Origin of the sequence: Aureimonas ureilytica DSM 18598 = NBRC 106430 (genome assembly GCF_000382705.1) — a bacterium.
In the GTDB taxonomy this organism is placed as follows: domain Bacteria; phylum Pseudomonadota; class Alphaproteobacteria; order Rhizobiales; family Rhizobiaceae; genus Aureimonas; species Aureimonas ureilytica.
The window spans coordinates 255,039-269,606 of sequence record NZ_ARQE01000002.1; the positions used below are offsets into that span (position 1 = coordinate 255,039).

13 protein-coding genes and 1 tRNA gene are annotated in these 14,568 nt (G+C 67.3%); 12 read left to right on the plus strand and 2 right to left on the minus strand.

The annotated features are described in order from the left end of the window. The first annotated feature begins 111 nt into the window (after positions 1–111). The 11 genes from B146_RS0104995 (at position 112) to B146_RS28235 (ending at position 10,255) form a co-directional block, all read left to right on the plus strand. A tRNA-Val gene (locus B146_RS0104995) sits at positions 112–187 on the plus strand. A 544-nt stretch (positions 188–731) separates the two neighbouring features. After that, entirely contained in the window at positions 732–1,619 is an 888-nt protein-coding gene (locus tag B146_RS0105000) for an alpha/beta fold hydrolase (protein ID WP_019995321.1), read from the plus strand. 247 nt (positions 1,620–1,866) lie between these two features. After that, a complete protein-coding gene (locus B146_RS0105005) occupies positions 1,867–2,175 on the plus strand; it encodes a hypothetical protein (RefSeq protein ID WP_026358340.1) in 309 nt (102 codons plus the stop codon). Positions 2,176–2,882: 707 nt separating this feature from the next. After that, complete coding sequence (locus B146_RS0105010) at positions 2,883–3,539, plus strand: peroxiredoxin (RefSeq protein WP_019995323.1); 657 nt, start codon at positions 2,883–2,885, stop codon at positions 3,537–3,539. Next, positions 3,536–4,423, plus strand: coding sequence for an MBL fold metallo-hydrolase (locus B146_RS0105015; protein ID WP_019995324.1), 888 nt, complete (start codon positions 3,536–3,538; stop codon positions 4,421–4,423). The genes B146_RS0105010 and B146_RS0105015 overlap by 4 nt, the downstream gene beginning before the upstream one ends. Position 4,424: 1 nt before the next feature. After that, entirely contained in the window at positions 4,425–4,859 is a 435-nt protein-coding gene (locus B146_RS28230) for an ArsR/SmtB family transcription factor (protein ID WP_019995325.1), read from the plus strand. 91 nt (positions 4,860–4,950) lie between these two features. Next, complete coding sequence (locus tag B146_RS0105025; protein WP_019995326.1) at positions 4,951–6,639, plus strand: bifunctional protein tyrosine phosphatase family protein/NAD(P)/FAD-dependent oxidoreductase; 1,689 nt, start codon at positions 4,951–4,953, stop codon at positions 6,637–6,639. A gap of 60 nt (positions 6,640–6,699) precedes the next feature. Further along, complete coding sequence (locus B146_RS0105030; RefSeq protein WP_019995327.1) at positions 6,700–7,488, plus strand: sulfite exporter TauE/SafE family protein; 789 nt, start codon at positions 6,700–6,702, stop codon at positions 7,486–7,488. Positions 7,489–7,653: 165 nt separating this feature from the next. Beyond that, positions 7,654–9,081, plus strand: coding sequence for a cytochrome ubiquinol oxidase subunit I (locus B146_RS0105035; RefSeq protein ID WP_019995328.1), 1,428 nt, complete (start codon positions 7,654–7,656; stop codon positions 9,079–9,081). Positions 9,082–9,094: 13 nt separating this feature from the next. Further along, positions 9,095–10,108: a cytochrome d ubiquinol oxidase subunit II gene (gene cydB, locus B146_RS0105040; RefSeq protein ID WP_019995329.1), complete on the plus strand. Its 1,014-nt coding sequence runs from the start codon at positions 9,095–9,097 to the stop codon at positions 10,106–10,108. Between the two features lie 9 nt (positions 10,109–10,117). Then, positions 10,118–10,255: a DUF2474 family protein gene (locus B146_RS28235; protein WP_019995330.1), complete on the plus strand. Its 138-nt coding sequence runs from the start codon at positions 10,118–10,120 to the stop codon at positions 10,253–10,255. A 327-nt stretch (positions 10,256–10,582) separates the two neighbouring features. Here B146_RS28235 and B146_RS0105050 read toward each other — a convergent pair whose 3' ends face one another. Continuing rightward, positions 10,583–11,947 (minus strand): ATP-binding protein, encoded by a 1,365-nt coding sequence (locus tag B146_RS0105050; protein WP_019995331.1) that lies wholly within the window; start codon positions 11,945–11,947, stop codon positions 10,583–10,585. Beyond that, positions 11,944–12,609 (minus strand): response regulator transcription factor, encoded by a 666-nt coding sequence (locus B146_RS0105055; RefSeq protein ID WP_019995332.1) that lies wholly within the window; start codon positions 12,607–12,609, stop codon positions 11,944–11,946. Before B146_RS0105055 ends, B146_RS0105050 begins: the two co-directional genes overlap by 4 nt. Before the next feature lie 110 nt (positions 12,610–12,719). On the opposite strand from B146_RS0105055, the gene dsbD reads away from it, so the two are divergent. Further along, positions 12,720–14,567, plus strand: coding sequence for a protein-disulfide reductase DsbD (gene dsbD / locus B146_RS0105060; RefSeq protein WP_019995333.1), 1,848 nt, complete (start codon positions 12,720–12,722; stop codon positions 14,565–14,567). Position 14,568: the final 1 nt, after the last annotated feature.

Genomic DNA, 14,568 nt, shown 5'->3' on the forward strand with positions numbered 1-14,568 from the left:
CGGGTGAATCGCGTGGTTCGGTCGGAGACAGGTGCTGTGAAGAGCCGTGCGACGGCGAGAAAAGCTCTGCGCTTGCAATTTCGCGTTCGAGCCACTATCGAATGGCGCGTCGGGCGATTAGCTCAGTTGGTAGAGCGCCTCGCTTACACCGAGGATGTCGGCAGTTCGAGCCTGTCATCGCCCACCATGAACCCGCACAACAGCTTCAGGGACTTGCGAGGCGATCTCAGCCCCTTCCCGCGCAGCTGACGCCGGTCCCTTACACATGCTCACCGCGAGATGATCGTTCTCGAAGCCGCCTGCCTTGGACGGTTGGGTCTTGGGGTCGATCGGGTCCTCGACGCCCCGCAGACGATCGTCGTCGCCCTAGCTCTCGCAATGTCCTCGAAAAGCTCGTCCGTTATCCGAATCTCGTCGCCGTAGAGCAGCGTCTGGCGGCCTCCTTCACGGCGTCCTCGGGTCGCGTGCTCGTTCGACACGGCTCTCTTCCTCAGTGTCGGCATAGGGCCTGCAGAATCTTGGGTTCCAGCGCAACGAAACGTCAGCCGGAGGGTGCCCACGCAAAGCAGAAGCTTCTCCGGCCTCGATGCATGCCTTTGGACGGCTGAGGTCGGAAACCCCGAACATGTTGCCTCGCGGCTGACATCGCTTCTTTCTATCCGGACCGGCCGCCGTACATCGACCGCAGGAAGTGGGGACATCCGGGGGAACGGACGGCGAAAGGCGGCACCATGTTCGAAGGGTTCAGGCTGGAGCGGGTCGTCTTGACCGAGGCGACGCTCCGCGTTCGCGTCGGCGGCAGCGGCCCACCGCTCCTCCTCCTCCACGGCCACCCGCGCACCCACGCCACCTGGCATCGCGTCGCGCCGGTCCTCGCCGAGCGCTTTACCGTCGTGTGTCCGGACCTGCGCGGCTTTGGCGAATCCTCCAAGCCCGCCGACACGCCCGACCATTCCGGCTCGTCGAAACGGGCGAAAGCGCGCGATTGCGTCGAGCTGATGCGCCATTTCGGATTCGATCGCTTCGGGCTCGTCGGCCATGACCGGGGGTCTTACACCGCGTTCCGCACGGCGATGGATCATCCGGGCTCGGTCAGTCGACTCGTCATCCTCGACGGCATACCGATCGCGGACGCGTTGGCCCGCTGCGACGCCCGGTTCGCCAGCGCCTGGTGGCACTGGTTCTTCTTCGCTCAAAGCCAGAAACCCGAACGGGCGATCCTTGCCGACCCCGACGCCTGGTATGGCGGAGAACCCGACGTAATGAGCGAGGATGCCTATGCCGACTTCCGGCGCGCCATCCACGACCCCGCGACCGTCCACGGCATGGTCGAGGACTACCGCGCCGGGCTCGGGATCGACCGAGCTCACGACGAGGCGGACCGGGCCGCGGGGCGCAAGCTCGCCTGCCCTCTCCTCGTCCTGTGGTCGGCCCGCGACGATCTCGAACAGCTCCATGGCGACATAGTGGAGATCTGGCGCGGTTGGGCCGCAGACGTGCGCGGACACAGCCTCGATTGCGGACATCACATGGCCGAGGAGGCGCCGGAAGAACTGGCCGCGGACCTCGCGCAGTTCTTCGAAGGTCCGACAGGAACGCGGCCTACGATCCCCACGTGAAGCCACCGACGGTGGGTCTTATCCAATGGCGCTCCGTCGGCGCGGCACCGGCATTCCCGAGGACTCATGTTCTGGCGCAAGAGCCTGAGGTTCGATGGCAACGAACGAGTCTTGCAAGCTCCCTCAAAGGCCAAGGCTGGAACGTCGCCGCCCCGTCCTTGGTTGTGTCGCTAGGGTCGAGAGGGTGAGTTGACCAAGGGTGTGATGAACGCGTGGGAGATCGAGTAGCTGTCATGGCGGCGGATGCATGAAAACCGAAAAAACGGCCCGACTTCGCAAGGGTCCGCAGATGATGGGCGGGCCGATGAATTTCCTCGTGTCGGTCGATACGCGAATCGACGGCGACATCGTCCTTCCCCCCGATCGATATCAGGGGACGGTCGCCTGGAAGGAAACGGCGACACGGTCAGGCGTCGAGCGATCCAAGAAGCGCTACAAGATCGAACTTCCCGCAGCGGATGTCGTGCGCTGGGGCGGCGCTCCGGTGACGGGCGGAGCGACATGTTGGATCGACATCAGCACCGAGGTGGCCTCTGGTGAGATCAAGACGCTCTGACCGGGAGGCGACAGGTCCTGCGCATTAGGTCAAGCGACCGCTTTTGACCCTTGCAAGCCGTTTGGCCGGGGACAGCGAGACTCCTGAAGCCGACCTTCGTGAATGATTCTGAACCTCGTGCGATCAGAGCGTCCACATCTCGGCGATGACAGTTTTTCGTCGTGGTGACATGGAAGACGAGGCGTCTTTGGAGCCTGCGGGATTGCGCATCCCGAGCGGCATGGCTGGTTGCACGGAAGGATCAGAGCGATCCGACAAATCCTTGAGGTCCACCCTTCAAGCCGCGACAATCACCCTCTGACTCGCCAGAAATTGGGGCCCGCAGGATGAGGTTCGTCCGCGATCCCGCTCCTGGCGAGTGGGCGCATCGCCGGCATCAGCGGCATCCTCGATGGAGTTCTTGAGCGGGGGACGAGCGGCCACGATGTCTGCGGCATCGCCTGCGCCCTCGCCACCTGGCGGATCTTCATCCGGCCGGTGAAGGCGCATCTCTTCGCTACGTTTTCCGATCACGTCCTGACAAGTCGCCAGCGGACCCGCCGTTGGTTCGGCCAACGCCGCGCTGTCTGATCGGAATCCTGCGTGATCAATCTACAAAAACATAGAGCGTCTGAGCCTTTTCTCCTCTTAATTCGCATTCCCCGAAAGTGCCGCATTGATCCTTCGCCGGAAGGGGATTTCATTCGTCGCCGACAGCCAATGGACGAATGATGAGCGACCAGGACCCATCCTCGATCAAGACCATCGCCCGCATGCCGATGATCGGCGATATCGCGCCGGATTTCGAATGCCGCACCACGCACGGCGTCCGTCGCCTGTCCGACCATCGCGGCCGGTGGCTCGTCCTCTTCTCGCATCCTGCGGACTTCACGCCCGTCTGCACGTCCGAGTTCGTCGCCTTCGCACGGATGGCGCCCGAGTTCGCGCGGGTCGGCTGCGAGCTCCTCGGCCTGTCCGTCGACAGCCTGTTCTCGCACATCGCCTGGGTGCGCACGATCGAACGGCGCTTCGGCCTCGCCGTCCCCTTCCCGGTCGTCGAGGACCCGTCGATGGCCATCGCTTCGGCCTACGGCATGATCCATCCGGGCGCCGGCGACAGCGCGACGGTGCGCGGCTGCTTCGTCATCGACCCGCAGGGCGTGATCCGCATGTCCTGCTGGTACCCGATGTCGACGGGTCGGAATGTCGGGGAGATCCTGCGCACGGTGGTCGCGCTCCAAGTCCACGACGCCGAGGGTGTTTCGACGCCGGAGAACTGGCAGCCGGGTGACGAAGTGATCGAGATGGCGGCGTTCGAGACCGGCGACGGGCGCGACGTGGCCGAGTGGTTCTACCAAACGCGCAAGCTGGAGGCTGCGGAATGAGCGTTCCCATCGTCAAGGGCTTGTTCGACCCCCGCACCTTCTCGATCCAGTATGTCGCCGCCTGTCCCGACACGAAGCGATGCGCCATCATCGATCCCGTACTCGACTTCGACGAGAAGTCCGGCGCCACGGGGACGGTCAGTGCCGACGCCATCCTGGCCTATGTCGAGGCCGAGGGGCTGACGGTGGAATGGATCCTCGACACGCATCCGCACGCCGACCACTTCTCGGCAGCCCGATACCTGAAGGAGCGGACTGGCGCGCCGACGGCGATCGGCGAAAGAGTGATCGAGGTCCAGACGCTCTGGAAGGACATCTACAACTGGCCGTCCTTCCCGACCGACGGCTCGCAATGGGACAAGCTGTTCACTGAGGGCGAGCGCTTCCGAATCGGCGAGATCGACGCGCATGTCCTCTTTTCGCCCGGCCATACGCTTGCCTCCATCACCTACGTGATCGGCGACGCCGCCTTCGTGCATGACACGCTGTTCATGCCCGACAGCGGAACCGCGCGGGCGGACTTTCCGGGCGGCAGCGCCTCGCGCCTCTGGAACTCGATCCAGGGCATCCTCGCGCTTCCCGACGAGACCCGCGTCTTCGTCGGACACGATTACCAGCCGGGCGGCCGCGAGCCGATGTGGGAAGCGACGGTGGCGGAACATAAGCGCTCCAACATCCATCTGACGAAGGCGGCGACCGAAGCGGAGTTCATCGCGATCCGCGAGGCCCGCGACCGGACGTTGCCGATGCCCAAGCTCATCCTGCATTCGCTCCAGGTCAACATGAGCGGCGGGCGACTGCCCGAGCCGGAGGACAACGGCCGCCGCTACCTGAAGATCCCGCTGGATACGCTCGGCGGCGCCCCATGGAACGAGGCTGCCTGACATGTCGCCGCCGCTCGGTCGCCGCCCGGACGACGCCGCAAGGGCCGCCGAGTTCCTGAAGCGGCTCGGCAACCCGGGCCGCATGGCCATCGTCGCGCGGCTGCGCGAAGGCGAAATGACGGTGGCGGAGATGGAAACGGAGCTCGGGCTGCGCCAGCCGTCCCTTTCCCAGCAGCTTGCCGACCTGCGGGCGGGCGGGATCGTCGAGGCCCGGCGGGAAGCAAAGTCCGTCCGGTATCGCCTGACCGACGATCGGGCGAAGAAGGTGATCGACCTTTGCGACCTGCTCTTCGGCCCCGCGCCCGCGCGACCGGCGTCGGGCCTGGCTCCTGACGCGAACCCAGGCACGGCTGTGAGGCCCCGCATCGGGGCCGCGGTTTTCGCGAAGGTCGGCACCCGTCTGCCGCCACGCACGGACGGCGCCGCCGACGCCTGATCGGGTGGCGGACGCGTCGATGGCATGCCGCCCGCACGGGCAACCGTGCCGAGCCGAAGCGAACGAACCGAACCCTCGGGAGGATCACGAGATGACCATCAAGACGCTCGATGAGGCCCTTTCGGTCTCCCCGCAGATCTCCGTTTCCGATCTGCCGAAGCTGAGGGAACAGGGCTTCCGCTCGGTGATCGTCAACCGCCCGGACGGCGAGGAGCCAAAACAGCCGAGCTTCGGCGAGATCGAGACGGCCGCCCGCTCCCTCGGCATGGAAGCGCGCCATGTTCCGATCAGGCCGGGCGAGCAGACGCAGGCCGACGTCGATGCCTTCCGTAGGGCCTCTGAGGCTCTGCCGAAGCCTATCCTCGGCTACTGCCGTTCGGGCACGCGCTCGGCGACCCTCTGGGCGCTCGCTCGGGACGGGCGGATGCCGCGGGAGGAGATCGTCGCCCGCGCCGGGCAAGCGGGATACGACGTGACGAAGGCCCTGGCCGCGCGTCCCGTACCCTCTTCGGCGGCAGGGGCGAACGGCGAGATGCGCCATGACATCGTGATCGTCGGCGCCGGAACGGGCGGACTTGCCGCGGCAGCCAGCATGTTGGCGCGGGTCTCCGGTCTCGACATCGCGGTCATCGACCCGGCCGACGTGCATGACTACCAGCCGGGCTGGACGCTTGTCGGCGCAGGCATCTTCACCCCGCAAGAAACCCGGCGCGACATGGCGTCCCTGATCCCCAAGGACGCCACTTGGATCCGGGCATCCGTTTCGGCCTTCGAGCCTCAGACGGACACGGTCGTCCTGTCGGACGGGCGCAGGGTCGTCTACCGGAAGCTGGTCGCCGCACCCGGCATCGAGCTGAACTGGTCCGCGATCGAGGGTCTGGAGGAGACGCTCGGCCGGAACGGCGTCACTTCGAACTACCGCTACGATCTCGCTCCCTACACGTGGAAGCTCGTCCAGGGCCTCAAGGGCGGAAAGGCCCTGTTCTCGCAGCCGCCGATGCCGATCAAGTGCGCGGGCGCACCGCAGAAGGCGATGTACCTTTCCTGCGACCACTGGCGCTCGAAAGGGTGGCTAGACTCCACGAAAGTGGAGTTCCTGAACGCGGGACCCGTCCTGTTCGGCGTCGCGGACTACGTGCCGCCCTTGATGGAGTACATAAAGACCTACGGCATCGAACTCTCGTTCAGCCACAACCTCGTGAAGGTCGATGGCTCCTCGAAGAGAGCCTGGTTCGAGCGGAAGGACAGGGACGGCCAGACGCAGATCGTGGGGCGCGAGTTCGACATGCTCCATGTCGTGCCACCCCAACGCGCTCCGGAGTTCGTCCGCAACTCGGCGCTCGCCAACGAGGCGGGCTGGATCGAGGTCGATCCCTCGACGCTGCGCCATGTTCGCTTCCCCAACATCTACGCGCTCGGCGATGCGACCTGCACGACCAACGCCAAGACGATGGCCGCGGCCCGCAAGCAGGCCCCGGTCGTTGCCGAGAACCTCCTGCGCGATCTCGGACGCCTGAACCTCGAGGCGGTGGCGATCTACGACGGCTACGGGTCCTGCCCGTTGACGGTCGAACGCGGAAAGGTCGTGCTCGCCGAGTTCGCCTACGGCGGCAAGCGGGTCCCGAGCTTCCCCAAATGGTTCATCGACGACCTGAAGCCCTCGAAGGCGGCCTGGCTGCTGAAGGAGCGCCTGCTTCCGCAGGTCTACTGGCGCGGCATGCTGAAGGGCCGCGAGCCGATGGCCAAACCTGCCCACGCCCCGTTGAAGACGGTGGCCTGAGGCGGTCGCCAATGTCGGGGCCGGCCGCGCTCCCTGTCTCCTCAACCACTGGAGGTCCCGATGGTCCTCGAACCGCTGCAATACGGCCTCGGCGCCGTCTCGGGCTCGCTGGTCGGCTTCACCCTCGGCCTGTTCGGCGGCGGCGGGTCGATCCTTGCCGTTCCCCTGATGGCCTATCTCGTCGGCGTGCCGAGCGCCCACATGGCCATCGGCACCAGCGCGTTCGCGGTGGCGGTCAACGCCGCGACGGGTCTTGCCAGCCACGCGAGGCAGGGCACCGTGAAATGGCGCTGCGCGGCGCTCTACAGCATCGCCGGCGTCGCGGGGGCCGCGCTCGGTTCGACCATCGGCAAGGCGATCGACGGCGAGAAGCTCCTGTTCCTCTTCGCGCTCCTGATGCTGGTCATGGCCGTGCTGATGTTCCGTGGACGGGGCAAGGTCGGAATACCGGGTGCGGAGTGCAACCGCGAAAAGGCACCCAAGGTCCTCGGGTTCGGCGCCGCTACGGGCATCTTCTCCGGGTTCTTCGGGATCGGGGGCGGTTTTCTGATCGTCCCCGGCCTCGTTGCCTCGACGGGAATGCCGATCCTCAACGCCATCGGCTCGTCGCTGGTCGCCGTCACGGCCTTCGGCCTCACGACGTCCGTCAACTATGCGCTTTCGGGCCTCGTGGACTGGCGGCTCGCGTTCGTCTTCGTCGCCGGCGGCGTCGCGGGCGGGCTGGTCGGCGTCCTGAGCGCCAAGCGTATGTCCGCCCGCAAGGGCGTTCTCAACGTGGCCTTCGCGGGCCTCGTCTGCTGTGTCGCCGTCTACATGCTGGTCCGAAGCGCGGGCAGCTTCGGCGGCTGACGTGGACGTCTCGTCCAGTGGTCCATCGACATGGAACCCCGTTTCATGCCGGCGGAACGTGCGGATCGAAGCAAACGCTCCGATCCGTGACCCAGGCGGAACCGACGCGGCGACATCCCGCTGAAGCCTCTCGAAGCGTCTTCGCATGACGAAGGGACACTCATCATGTTCGATACACTCGACCCCGTTCTCCTGGCGCGAATCCAGTTCGCGTTCACGGTCGCGTTCCACTTCATCTTCCCCGCCTTCTCGATCGGGCTCGCGTCCTTTCTGGCGGTCTGCAACGGAATGTGGCTGGCGACGGGTCGGCAGGTCTACCTGACCCTCTTCCAGTTCTGGCTGAAGATCTTCGCTCTGTCCTTCGCCATGGGCGTCGTGTCGGGCATCGTCATGAGCTACCAGTTCGGCACCAACTGGAGCGTCTTCTCCGACCGGACGGGCCCAATCCTCGGCCCGATGATGGCCTACGAGGTGTTGTCGGCGTTCTTCCTCGAAGCGGGCTTCCTCGGCGTCATGCTGTTCGGCCTGAATCGCGTCGGCAAGGGCCTGCACTTCTTCGCGACGTTGATGGTCGCGATCGGGACCCTCGGGTCCGCCTTCTGGATCCTGTCGGTGAACTCGTGGATGCAGACCCCGGTCGGTAACTCGGTCGCCGCCAACGGCCAGTTCGTGCCCGAGGACTGGTGGGCCATCGTCTTCAACCCGTCCTTTCCGTACCGACTGGCGCACACCGTCCTCGCGGCCTACCTGACGACGGCCTTCATCGTCGGTGCCGTCGGCGCCTTCCATCTCCTGCGCAACCGCCACAACGGCCCGGCCCGCAAGATGTTCTCCATGGCCCTCTGGATGGCGACGATCGTCGCGCCGATCCAGATCTTCGCCGGGGACGCGCACGGGCTGAATACGCTGGAGCACCAGCCGATGAAGGTCGCGGCCATGGAGGGTCATTTCGAGACGACCCGCGACGGCGGAATGCCCCTCACCCTGTTCGGCCTGCCGGACATGGAAAAAGGCCGCATGCGCGCCGAGATCGGCATCCCGAACGTCGGCTCGCTGATCCTGACCCACTCGCTCGAGGGCGAAGTCGCCGGCCTCGACCAGTTCCCGAAGGAGGACTGGCCCAACGTCTGGATCGTCTTCTTCACCTTCCGGATCATGGTCGGCATCGGCTTCGCGATGCTCGGCATCGGCCTGTGGGGTCTCTGGCGCCGCTGGAAGGGAACGATCTACGACGCGCCGTGGCTCCAGCGCGCCATGGTCGCCATGGGTCCGTCCGGGCTCGTCGCGGTGATCTGCGGCTGGTTTACGACCGAGGTCGGGCGCCAGCCCTACACGGTCTACGGCCTCCTGCGCACGGCCGAAAGCCATTCGCCGATCGAGGCTGCGGCGGTCGGTGCGTCGCTCGTCGCCTTCGTCCTCGTCTACTTCGCCGTCTTCGGAGCCGGCACCTACTACATCATGCGCCTGATGGGACGCGGACCGAGCGTCTTCGAGACGGGTCCGGACCCGCGCGAGCCGATCCGCACCGCCGGCATCACGCCGGGCCCCGCCATGGACACGCAGGAGGGCCCCGTCTCCGGGGCCCGCATCTGACAGGAGGCGACCGATGGACCTTCCCCTGACCTGGGCCTTCATCCTCGCCTTCGCCGTTCTCGCCTATGTGGTGCTCGACGGCTTCGACCTCGGTATCGGGATCCTGTTTCCGTTCCTGAAGCGACACGAGGACCGCGACACGGCCATGAACACGATCGCCCCCTTCTGGGACGGCAACGAGACTTGGCTGGTGCTGGGCGGCGGAGGCCTCTTCGCGGCGTTCCCGCTCGCTTACGCGATTGTCATGCCCGCCCTCTACGCGCCGATCATCGCCATGCTGCTCGCGCTGATCTTCCGGGGCGTCGCCTTCGAGTTCCGCTGGAAGACGGTGCGCTGGCGCGGCGTCTGGGACCTGTCCTTCTTCGTCGGCTCCGTGGTGGCGGCGTTCGCGCAAGGTGTCTCGCTCGGCACGATCGTGCAGGGCATCGAGGTCGCGGACCGGGCCTACGCGGGTGGCAATTTCGACTGGCTGACGCCCTTTTCGGCCGCGACCGGCATAGCGGTCGTCATCGGATATGCGTTGCTCGGCGCGACGTGGATCATCATGAAGACGGACGGCCCGCTCAACCGCCTGGCTGCCCGCTACGCCATGGGCCTCGCCGTCGGCACGCTGGCCGCCGTCGCGCTCGTGTCGGCCTGGATGCCCTTCCTCCAGCCGACCTTCTTCTCGCGCTGGTTCGCCGTTCCGCAGGTTCTCTTCGTCGCGCCGATCCCGCTCCTCGTCGCCCTTGCGGCCTTCAGCCTGTTCAAGGCGCTTCGCGACCACGTCTCGAACTACCGCCCGTTCCTGTCGGCTCTGGCGATCTTCGTTCTGTCCTTCGTCGGCATCGGAATCTCGTTCTACCCGAACATCCTGCCGCCCGAGCTCACGATCTGGCAGGCCGCGGCACCGGACTCCAGCCTCGTCTTCCTCCTCGTCGGCGCCGCCGTCCTGATTCCGACGATCCTCGCCTACACGGCCTATTCCTATTGGGTCTTCCGGGGAAAGGTCGTCGAGGGCGAGGGTTACCACACCCACAACCACTGAAGGCACGTCATGCCCATGCCCCACGCCGCCCTCGAACGCCTCCCGCGCCGGGTGCGTCAGCTTGCCTGGTTCGTCGCGCTGTGGGTCGGCAGCGTCGCCGCGCTCGGCATGGTGGCGCTGGCCATCCGCTGGGTGCTTGCGCCCTGACGTCACGGGTCAGGGCAAAGAGGAGGAAGCGACCGTGCCGGAGGGCGGCGACGCTGCTCCCATCACGACCTTATCGACTGTCTGTCCGTGGAGGCCAAAGGGCGAATTCCGGTACCGCCGCCGCACCCGGCAGGCCGATGGTCAGCGCGAGGCCGGGCACCCTTCCCCGGACACCCGGCACGCGCGGGGTTCCGCCGTCTCGGGTGTTCCAGTTCCGCCGCGCCAACCCCGGGTGAGGGTCAGGCGCCGACGCGATGCCATCGCGAACTCCCGGGCGCCCGTGAGGGGCCTGAAGGAGAACGGTGGGGTCGCCAGCTTAAGGGAGACTCAGGGTTTTCGTTCGGGCTCAAGGTTTCGCCCGCCGAACCGCAGCATCGCGGAAAAGCCCCGGGGAGCGAGGTTGGCCAGGACGAGCTCGGCGTCCATGCGTCTGGCGCAGAGTTCGACGATGGTCAGGCCGAGCCCGCTGCCCACCGACGTCCGGTTCGCGCCACGGAAGAAGCGCTCGGCTGCGCGCCCGATCTCTTCCTCCTTCATGCCGTCCCCGGCATCCACGACCTCGAGGCGCGAGGCGTCCCAGCGCACCGTGACCAGGCCGCCGTCGGGCGAATGGTTGATGGCGTTTTCGACGAGGTTTCGGACGGCCAGTCCCGCCAGGATCTCGTCCACGGCGGGATCGGCATCGTCCGCGGGAGGCATCAGGGCGATGCCGATACCCCGGGCGGCCGCCCGGCCCGCCTGCTCGTCCGCAACCTCCCGCACGATCCGGCCCAGTTCGGCCCGCGTCCCGGACCGCTCACCGCCGGCCGCTTCGGCACCAGCCGTGTCGAGAAGCTGGCGCACGAGGCGCGAAGTCCGCTCCACCGCCGCCACGATCTGCGTCAGCGCCGTTCGGCGGACGTCCTCCCGGTCGGTGCGCAGGGAGATCTCCGCCTGCGTCTTCAAGCCGGCGAGCGGAGTACGGAGTTCGTGGGCGGCGTAGGCCAGGAAGTGGCGCTCCCGCTCCCGCGTCTCGTGCACACGGCTGAACAGGCCGTTGAGGGCGGTGACGACGGGCCGGATCTCGGAGGCGGCGCCGTCCGAGGGGATGGGTTGCAGATCACCCGCCTCCCGATGCGCCAGTCCGTTCGCCAACCGGTCCAGAGGACGCATGCCGCGTCCGACGCCGATCCAGAGCAGGACGCCGAGCGCAGAAATGACCAGCAGCATGGGAAGGATCAGGCCCTTGACCACGTCCCGCACGAGGCGCGCACGGATGTCGAGATTGTCGCCGACCAGCACCTGCACCCCGGCCGCCTCGTTTCGGACCGCGTAGACGCGCCATGTTCGCCCATTGATGTCTCGCTCCGAGAAGCCTTCCGACGCGTCGGACATGCGCGTCTCGGGCGCGCCGTCGGACCGTCCGAGGAGCGAGCCCGAAAGGGACCAGATCTGGCAGGAAATCTGCCGCTCGTAGGCATTGTGCTGGCGCGGCGGAATGGCGACGGCATCGAGCGAGGCCACGGTCACGTCGATTTCCTGGTTGTCGACCAGGGATGACACCATGCGCGCCGCCTCGGTCAGGCGCGCGTCGAGAACGCGCTCCACCTCCGCTCTCGTGCTGAAATAGATCCAACCCGTCGCAAAGGCCCAGACGAGTCCCGTGCTGAGCACGAGGATGACGAAGAGCCGCCCTTTTAACGATCCGGTCATCGCACAGGCTCCGCCATCCGGTAGCCGACGCCGCGCACGGTCTCGATGGAGCGGCTGCCGAGCTTGGCCCGCAGGTTGTGGATGTGGACCTCGACCGCGTTGCTCTCGACGCCCTCCTGAAAGCCGTAGAGCTTCTCCTCGATCTGCGCCTTGGAGATGATCGAGCGGGGGCGTTCCATCAAGGCGTGGAGCACGCGGAACTCCCGGCGCGACAGATGGACCTCCCCAGCCGCGTTGCGCGCCGTCATCTGCGCCGGGTCGAGCGTCACGCCGTTCCAGGTCAGGCAGGCTGTCGGCCGCTGGACGGCACGCCGCAGAAGGGCGCGCAGCCGCGCCGAGACCTCGTCGAGATCGAAGGGTTTACCGAGATGGTCGTCCGCTCCCGCGTCGAGCCCCGCGATTCGGTCGGCGACAGAATCGAGCGCGGTCAGGAACAGGGCGGGCGTCGCGTCGCCGCGCGCGCGCAGGCGCTGGAGAAGCGTCCGCCCGGAGCCGTCCGGCAGCATGACGTCGAGGACGACAGCGTCGATCCCGCCGCCTCGCAGTGCCACCTCCGCCTCGTCGCAACGCGTCGCGAGATCGGCGGTGAAGCCGTTCATCTCCAGGCCCACCTTGAGACCGCTGCCGAGGATGTCGTCGTCCTCCACGATGAGGATGCGCATGGATGCGCCTTTCGTTCGGTTCCTTCCGTTCCCGCCTGGGCGCGGCACCTTAAGCCTGCCTTAAGCTGCCGGGTCGACCCGGGATGCAACGAACGCATCCGAGGGACGCCATGCCGCTCCACCGCCTTCTGCCCTTCGTCCTGGCACTTTTCGTCGTGGCGCCCGCCGCGGCACAGGTCGCGGAACCGCTGCCGGTCGACCAGGCGTTCCGGCTGACGATCCAGCCGGGAACGGCAGGGTCGCGAACGACGGCCTCGTTCGAGATCGCGGACGGATACTATCTCTACAAGGACAGGATTGCCGTCGAAACCCCGACCGGCGCGCCGCTTGCGATCGACCTGCCGGCGGGCGAGCGCAAGGACGACCCGACCTTCGGCTCCACCGAGGTCTACCATCGGGCCGTGTCCGCCGGGCTGGCCTTGCCCTCGGACCTTCCGCCCGAACTCACGGTGACCTACCAGGGCTGCCAGGAGGGCGGCATCTGCTACCGCCCGGTGTCGAGGACGTTCGATCCCGCCGCGGGACTCCAGCCGAACGCGGGAGCCGTGTCGGCTCCGCGCTCCGCAGCCGGCTGGACGGCAGGTAGCGAGCCGACAGAGACGACCGTCAGCAACCTGCCCACCGATGCGGCCTCCTCCTCCTCCTCCGGAATCCGAACCGACGCGTCGGCTGGTGGGCTCGTCGTCTCGCTCCTCGGCGAGGGCGGTGCGCCCTGGGTGGTCGCCTCGTTCTTCGTCCTCGGACTCGGGCTCGCCTTCACACCCTGCGTCTTCCCCATGTACCCAATTCTTGCCGGACAATTGTCGCGCGGCGAGGGACGGGTGTCGCCCGCGCGCGGTTTCTCGCTTTCACTTGCCTATGTCCTGTCGATGGCGGCTGCCTTCGGACTGCTCGGCCTCGTGGCGGCCTGGTCCGGGCAGAACCTCCAGCTCGCCCTCCAGTCGCCCACGGCCGTCGTCCTCATGTCCGCCGTCTTCGTCGGCCTCGCCCTGTCCATGTTCGGCCTGTTCGAGCTCCGCTTGCCGGGCGCCTGGGTCAATGCCGTTGCGGGCAGCGTCGGCCGGGCGGGCGGAAGCCTCCCGTCGAGCGCGGCGCTGGGCTTCACCTCCGCGCTGATCGTCGGCCCCTGCGTGACCGCGCCGCTTGCCGGCGCTCTGATCTACATCGCGCAGTCGGGCGACGTCGCGCTGGGCGCAGCGGCCCTGTTCGCTCTCGGCCTCGGCCAGGGCGTACCGCTCCTCGCATTCGGAACCCTGGGCGCGCGCGTCCTCCCCCGGGCAGGCCCATGGATGGTCGGCGTGACACGCGCCTTCGGCTTCGCGTTCCTCGCCCTGGCGGTCTGGATGCTGTCGCGCGTGGTGCCGCCGCCGGTCACGCTCCTCCTCTGGTCCGCGCTCCTGATCGGGGGCGGCGTGTTCCTGGGCGCGTTCGACCACCTCACGGGCGCCTCGGGAGCCGCGCAACGGGTCGCCAAGGCCACCGGGCTCCTCGCGATCCTCTACGGCGCGATCCTCGCGGTGGGCGCCTCGTCCGGCGGGGTGTCGCCCCTTCGCCCGCTGGCCCTCGGCAACGCCGGCCAGGATGCTTTGAGGGGCCTTGCCGCCAGCTTCCAGACCATCTCGGACCCGGAAGAGCTGTCGTCGACGATCGCGTCCTCGGAGCGCCCGACCCTCCTCTACTTCACGGCCGACTGGTGCGTATCCTGCGACGTGATCGAGCGAGAGGTGTTTTCCGACCCCGCCGTGCGGATGCACCTCAACGGATACCGCCTCCTGAAGGCGGACCTGACGCGGGACGAACCCGGCGGCCGCGCGCTGATGCGTGACCTCGGCGTCGTCGGACCGCCGACCATCCTGTTCGTCGACCGCGACGCGCGGGAAGTCGGGGGCTCACGCCTCGTGGGAGAGGTCAGCGCCGAAACGTTTCTGCGGTCGGCCCGCCTCGGGACCGGAGGCTGAG

Excerpts from the sequence above, each read along its gene's own strand:
- B146_RS0105000 (WP_019995321.1), top strand. The coding sequence starts at position 732 with ATGTTCGAAGGGTTCAGGCTGGAGCGGGTCGTCTTGACCGAGGCGACG.
- B146_RS0105005 (WP_026358340.1), top strand. The coding sequence starts at position 1,867 with ATGAAAACCGAAAAAACGGCCCGACTTCGCAAGGGTCCGCAGATGATG.
- B146_RS0105010 (WP_019995323.1), top strand. The coding sequence starts at position 2,883 with ATGATGAGCGACCAGGACCCATCCTCGATCAAGACCATCGCCCGCATG.
- B146_RS0105015 (WP_019995324.1), top strand. The coding sequence starts at position 3,536 with ATGAGCGTTCCCATCGTCAAGGGCTTGTTCGACCCCCGCACCTTCTCG.
- B146_RS28230 (WP_019995325.1), top strand. The coding sequence starts at position 4,425 with ATGTCGCCGCCGCTCGGTCGCCGCCCGGACGACGCCGCAAGGGCCGCC.
- B146_RS0105025 (WP_019995326.1), top strand. The coding sequence starts at position 4,951 with ATGACCATCAAGACGCTCGATGAGGCCCTTTCGGTCTCCCCGCAGATC.
- B146_RS0105030 (WP_019995327.1), top strand. The coding sequence starts at position 6,700 with ATGGTCCTCGAACCGCTGCAATACGGCCTCGGCGCCGTCTCGGGCTCG.
- B146_RS0105035 (WP_019995328.1), top strand. The coding sequence starts at position 7,654 with ATGTTCGATACACTCGACCCCGTTCTCCTGGCGCGAATCCAGTTCGCG.
- cydB (WP_019995329.1), top strand. The coding sequence starts at position 9,095 with ATGGACCTTCCCCTGACCTGGGCCTTCATCCTCGCCTTCGCCGTTCTC.
- B146_RS28235 (WP_019995330.1), top strand. The coding sequence starts at position 10,118 with ATGCCCATGCCCCACGCCGCCCTCGAACGCCTCCCGCGCCGGGTGCGT.
- B146_RS0105050 (WP_019995331.1), bottom strand. The coding sequence starts at position 11,947 with ATGACCGGATCGTTAAAAGGGCGGCTCTTCGTCATCCTCGTGCTCAGC.
- B146_RS0105055 (WP_019995332.1), bottom strand. The coding sequence starts at position 12,609 with ATGCGCATCCTCATCGTGGAGGACGACGACATCCTCGGCAGCGGTCTC.
- dsbD (WP_019995333.1), top strand. The coding sequence starts at position 12,720 with ATGCCGCTCCACCGCCTTCTGCCCTTCGTCCTGGCACTTTTCGTCGTG.